Origin of the sequence: Brachybacterium tyrofermentans (genome assembly GCF_039526165.1) — a bacterium.
GTDB lineage: Bacteria > Actinomycetota > Actinomycetes > Actinomycetales > Dermabacteraceae > Brachybacterium > Brachybacterium tyrofermentans.
Genome location: NZ_BAAAIR010000002.1, coordinates 1 through 5,242, shown reverse-complemented (window position 1 = coordinate 5,242; position 5,242 = coordinate 1). Strand labels below are relative to the sequence as shown.

Below are 5,242 nucleotides of genomic sequence, written 5' to 3'. Positions count from 1 at the left end.
GAGGGTGTTCCGCACCGATGACCCACCGACGAGCTCTCGGCCGCCTGGGGCATCAAGGAGCAGCTCCGACGCCTGCTGGCCACTGACACTCTCGCCCAGGCCTGGGACGAACGGATGCGGATGGGTGGTGTCATAGCGTCGTAGCAACACTCCCGGTCAGTGGGAGCCCGAGACGAGGAGGCCAGGGATGGCACGGCGGGGATTGACGTTCACGGAGCGGTCGGAGATCTCGACGGCGGCGAAAGCGGGGTGGGGAGTCCGCAGGATCGCTTCTCACCTGGCCCGATGCCCTTCGGTGGTGTCCCGGGAGCTGCGCCGGAACTCGACGAGGACTCGTGGCTATCAGGCCGTGACAGCCGACGTGAAGGCGCAGCGCCGCCGGTCCCGCCCGCAGCCGAGAAAGGTCGCGACGGATCCGGTGCTCGAGGCCCGGGTGAACGCCGATCTCGCGGCGTCGTGGACACCGAACGAGATCGCGGGCCGCTTGCGTCTGGAGGCCGCAGACCCGACCGTTGAACGCATGGCCAACTCTCCCGACGCTCAGGGCCGCACCGTCAGCGGAGAAGCGATCTACCAGTACATCTACGCAATCCCTCGCGGGGAGCTCGCCAAGCGAGGGATCTTCCTGCAGTCCAAGCGGACCACGCGGCGGCCCCGCAGCACGGGCCGGTCCCGGGGCGGCCCGATCGTAGGGATGGTCCCGATCGCGGAACGCGGCGAGGATGCCGCCGCCCGGCGGGTCCCTGGACACTGGGAGGGTGACCTGATCATCGGGAAGAACGGGACCTCGTGCGCGGCGACGCTGGTGGAGCGGATGAGCGGGTTCACTGGGCTGCTGGCCCTGCCCTCGAAACACGCCGCGGGAACCGCAGACGCGGTCATCGACTACTTCACCGAGTTACCCGAGATGATGCGCGCCTCACTGGCGTGGGACCAGAGCAGCGAGATGGCCCAGCACGCAAAGGTTTCCCTGGCCACAGACATTCCGGTCTACTTCGCTGATCCCCACTCGCCGTGGCAGCGGCCCAGCAACGAGAACACGAACCGCCTCTACCGGGAGTACCTCCCCAAGGGCACCGCGATCCCCGACCACCAGCCCTACCTCACCACCATCGCCGAGGAAATCAACAACCGCCCCCGCCGCCGGCTCGGCTTCCTCACCCCCACGGAGTCCTTCGCCCGGCTACTCGCCGGCGAGCCTCATGTTGCTTCCACGCTTTGACACCACCATGGGCTACTTCGCCCAGATCGCGAACATGCCTGAGACGACCAAGCTCTACGACACCGTCGTGACCTGGTGGGACGCTATCGAGGTCCTCGTCGTCACCGGTGCGACCACCGCCCGCGTCGAGGCCGCGAACACCGGCATCAAGAACATCAAACGCACCGGCCGCGGATTCCGCAACGCGGAGAACTACCGGATGCGTATCCTACTGACCAGCGCCGCGAGAACCGTAGCGTGAACACCCTCCACAGCAGGGTCATTCACCACGAACCGTGAAGAGCCCTCTTACCCGACCTAGCTGCACCACAACCGACCGTCGTTCATGCGTGTGTCAAAGATTCATAGGCATAGACTCGCCAGTCTCGCCGTCGATCACTGCCTGCTGTCGCATAACCGATCTCGACTCCTGCGAGGCGCGTCAGAGTCAGGGAGATTGCGTGGTCCGTAAATCCTGCGAGTAGCAGACAATGTTCCGCTGAATATTTACCACAGGGTCTTGTAGCAAAAGATCAAGGTCACCCTGGAGGCCATCCCTAGCCATTGGTTATCCCCGTCGCCCCGAAGCGGGGGGCGCGGCGGCGGAGGAACCAATGCGAAGGTTCCCGTTCAGCAGCAGACGCTGTGGCGGCTGATCCGGATTGTCGATGCGTTCTAGAGCCATTGCAAGTGCGCGCCGCCCGACTTCTGCGGCCGGAACGGTGAAGCTACTAATACCTAGCGACGGTGTGCCCAGCGGCCCGACCGTGTCAAACCCTGTGACTGATACGTCTTCAGGCACAGCCAAGTTGCTGCTACGCAAAACGTCAATGATTTCGAGCGCCGTGTCATTAGTTGGGCACATGACTACCGTGACCCGCCGCTCCCGGGCCAGATTAACAATGTCGTGCATTGCCACTCTTCTGTCTCCGCCATCAACTTCGCGGACTACGGAGTGCGACGTTAGGAGACGTTGCCGTATAGTCTCCATCCGGCGCGCCTGACTCCGCGATCGAGACGGCGGAGGGCGAACAATGGCAACGCTTCGGTGGCCAAGATCGATGATTCGATCCGCGATCTGGTGTGCTCCGTCTTCCTCGTCTATGAAGCATCCGGAGAACCGGTCGTCATCTTCTGGCCAACCGCAAAGAACCATTGGTATTCGCTTAAGGAAGGGGACAAGGTACGGGGTGGGAAAAGTCGAACTGCACACCACTATGGCGTCGGCACGAAGCGTTATTAGAGTCTTGAGGAGACGGCTTTCCTGGTCGACATCGAGGTCCCACGAGCCGGAGGTGGAGACGACGCTAACATCGTCGGCGGCGGCCTGAGCCTGCATACCGGACAGAACAATCCCGTAGAACGGACTGGACACGTCTCGTACGTGCGCGCCGACGATTCCGCTACGCCGTTCGACGAGTGACCTTGCGGCACCATTCGGCACATACCCGAGTTGTCGTGCGGCCTCTCGCACACGCTCGGCAGTCTGCCCGTTCACGTCGCTCTGACGCAGGAGTGCCCGCGACGCCGCAGATTTGGACACGCCGGCAGCTTTGGCTACGTCAAAGAGAGTTGGATTGCGTTCGGGCATTGATCCTTCGTCTCTCTGGTCGGTCATCAGTGGATGTTAAGGCATGGCCGTGGGGCCTCACGCATCGTCTGCCGTAGCCACGAACTACCGCTCACTTATCCGGCTGCCCAGCACAGCGAAATCCGCGACGTGAATCTCCAGCAGGGCTGATTCACCACGGGCCGCGAAGTGCCATTTCGCGGTGCGGGGTGAGGCTCGTTTGGACCGAAGGTCGTAGGGACGAGACCGTCGTAACCCTCGTAGATTGCGCGTGACATTCGTCGCGAATGACCCCGAGCCTAGCTTCAGCCGCTTGTCGGGTCACACCAAGAGCGTCACCGGTCTCCTACCATGTGGTGCTAGTCGCTTCGTTGAAGGCGGTCATGCTCGTCCTCCTGTTGCTGGCGCTGTCAAGCCGAGCGTGACAGCGCCAGCATGAGACGTCAAGCAGCCGAGTTGACTCATCAGAAACCTCCGCTTGTGCGGGGTCGTTGCCTCAGGGGAGTACCTCCGGCCGGGGGTGTCGTTGCCTCAGGTGACGACCTCCGTGTGAGCACCATTGTGGATGGAGCTGACGATGAGTCAACGCAAGGCTGTGACGAAGAAGAAGGCGCTGGCCTACCGCAGCGCTGACCGGACCGGGAAGACCCGGATCTTGGACGAGCTGGTTGAGTTGACCGGCTGGCACCGGGGCTACGCTCGGGCCGCGCTGCGCCAGGCGCTGGTGATCCGCCAGGTGCGCCCGCGCAAACCGCGACCGCGGGTCTACGGTGATGATCTGCTGCCGGCGCTGATCCGCTGCCGGGTGCTGTTACGCGCCTCGGCGGGAAGATCATGGCCCCCTTCATGCCGGTGCTGGTGCCACTGCTACGCGCTGAGGGCGAGATCGACATGAGCGATGAGCAGGCCGAGCTGCTCTCACGGGTCTCGGCGGCCACGATCGACCGGATGCTCGCCGGCGAACGGCAGCGGATGACCCTGCGAGGACGCTCGCGTACCAAACCCGGTTCACTGCTCAAGCACCAGATCCCGATCCGCACCTTCGCCGACTGGGACGACGCCGAGCCGGGGTTCGTCGAGATCGACCTGGTCGCCCACGACGGCGGTGTTGCGGCCGGGGAGTACTGCTACACCCTGACCATGACCGACGTCGCCACCGGCTGGACGGTCAACCGGTCGGTGCCCAACCGTGCCCGGGTCTGGGTGATCGAGGCGATCGACCACGCCGCGGCGATGTTCCCCTTCCCGATCCGCGGCATCGACTCCGATTATGCCGACCTCGGGATTATGCCGACCTCGGCTCCGTTGGCCGTGGTGGGCAGGGGGTCCGTGCTGTCCAGGTCGGCATAATCATAGGGGCTCCAGGAAGGCGAGAAGGGGATCTGGTGGTCGATAGCGCCCCGGTGGGGTTCCGGGCGTCGCGACGCGGGCGATCGCCTGCTGCTTCTGGGTCATGTCGGCGTGCAAGTAGATCTGCGCGGTGGTCGCGGGCTGCTCGTGGCCGAGCCAGAGCGCGATGATCGTGACGTCGGTGCCAGCCTCCAGGAGCCGCATGGCGGCCGAGTGCCGCAGGGTGTGCATTGCGACGCGTTTGGTCCTCAGCGACGGACAGCTCGCGCGTGCGGCCACGAGGTGCCGAGAGATTCGGTGCTCGACCGCGTCGCGGCTCAACCGGGATCCGGTGCGGGTGGGGAAAAGTGGGCCCGTCGGAACGCCGTCGCGTAACCAGACGCGTAGCACGCGAATGGTGTGCGGCGTCAGCGGTGTGGCGCGTTCCTTGCGACCTTTGCCGAGGCAGTGCACGTAGGGGCCAGCGTCGAGGTGGACGTCGGCGATGATCAGCCCGGTCAACTCGGAGATCCGTAGCCCGGTCTGCGCGGCCAGCACCAGGATGGCGTGATCGCGTCGTCCGGCCCAGGTGGTTCGATCCGGTGCGGCCAGCAGCGCATCCAGTTCGGTCTCGGGGAGCCAGGTGACCAGGTTACGGTCACAGCGTTTGGCCGGGATCGCCAGAACCCGTTGGATCGTCGCAGCGTGCTCGGGGTGACGTAGTGCGGCGTAGCTGAACAGGGAGTGGATCGCGGCGAGCCGGTTGTTACGGGTGCGGACCTGGTTACCACGTTCGTGTTCGAGATGGCCCAGGAAAGCGGCGACCAGCGGAGCGTCGAGATCGGCGATGTCCAACTCTGAATCGCCCCGGGTTTGTTAGAGGCTCGCAAGTGCCGCGTCGGCGGGTGCCGGTGCGGGGTGGTTGTGATGATAGGTGTCCTCGAGTTCGACGGGCGGGATCATGCCGATCTCGCCGTGCAGTCGCCGGTGGTTGAACCAGTCGATGTATTCTGCGGTCGCGATCTCGAGGTCGTCGATGTTTTTCCAGGGCCCGCGGTGGCGGACCAGTTCGGCCTTGAACAGCGAGTTGAAGGCCTCGGCCAGGGCATTGACGCTCCTATAGTTGTCAACTCGCGATTTCG

6 protein-coding genes and 1 pseudogene are annotated in these 5,242 nt (G+C 64.4%); 4 read left to right on the top strand and 3 right to left on the bottom strand.

The genetic code is table 11. The features are described from left to right. Positions 1 to 187: 187 nt before the first annotated feature. A complete protein-coding gene (locus ABD093_RS00070; protein WP_343921862.1) occupies positions 188 to 1,222 on the top strand; it encodes an IS30 family transposase in 1,035 nt (344 codons plus the stop codon). 7 nt (positions 1,223 to 1,229) lie between these two features. Continuing rightward, positions 1,230 to 1,463: pseudogene (locus ABD093_RS00065) on the top strand (transposase); the annotation flags it as partial. Between the two features lie 306 nt (positions 1,464 to 1,769). On the opposite strand, the gene ABD093_RS00060 reads toward ABD093_RS00065, so the two are convergent. Further along, positions 1,770 to 2,819, bottom strand: a complete 1,050-nt coding sequence (locus ABD093_RS00060) for a LacI family DNA-binding transcriptional regulator (protein ID WP_343921861.1) — start codon at positions 2,817 to 2,819, stop codon at positions 1,770 to 1,772. 529 nt (positions 2,820 to 3,348) lie between these two features. Between ABD093_RS00060 and ABD093_RS00055 the strand changes: the two genes are divergently transcribed. Further along, positions 3,349 to 3,666 carry a hypothetical protein gene (locus ABD093_RS00055; RefSeq protein WP_343921860.1) on the top strand — a complete coding sequence of 106 codons (318 nt, stop codon included), beginning with the start codon at positions 3,349 to 3,351 and terminating at the stop codon, positions 3,664 to 3,666. Beyond that, positions 3,663 to 4,121, top strand: coding sequence for a hypothetical protein (locus ABD093_RS00050; protein WP_343921859.1), 459 nt, complete (start codon positions 3,663 to 3,665; stop codon positions 4,119 to 4,121). Before ABD093_RS00055 ends, ABD093_RS00050 begins: the two co-directional genes overlap by 4 nt. Here ABD093_RS00050 and ABD093_RS00045 read toward each other — a convergent pair whose 3' ends face one another. Together ABD093_RS00045 and ABD093_RS00040 are read right to left on the bottom strand one after the other, a co-directional pair. Further along, entirely contained in the window at positions 4,122 to 4,955 is an 834-nt protein-coding gene (locus ABD093_RS00045) for a tyrosine-type recombinase/integrase (RefSeq protein ID WP_343921858.1), read from the bottom strand. Between the two features lie 21 nt (positions 4,956 to 4,976). Then, positions 4,977 to 5,242 (bottom strand): integrase core domain-containing protein (locus ABD093_RS00040; RefSeq protein ID WP_343921857.1); only part of this gene is annotated, 266 nt, incomplete at its 5' end.

Bases quoted from the DNA above. Each gene is read 5' to 3' on its own strand.
- ABD093_RS00055 (WP_343921860.1), top strand. From the start codon at position 3,349: ATGAGTCAACGCAAGGCTGTGACGAAGAAGAAGGCGCTGGCCTACCGC.
- ABD093_RS00070 (WP_343921862.1), top strand. From the start codon at position 188: ATGGCACGGCGGGGATTGACGTTCACGGAGCGGTCGGAGATCTCGACG.
- ABD093_RS00050 (WP_343921859.1), top strand. From the start codon at position 3,663: ATGAGCGATGAGCAGGCCGAGCTGCTCTCACGGGTCTCGGCGGCCACG.
- ABD093_RS00060 (WP_343921861.1), bottom strand. From the start codon at position 2,819: ATGACCGACCAGAGAGACGAAGGATCAATGCCCGAACGCAATCCAACT.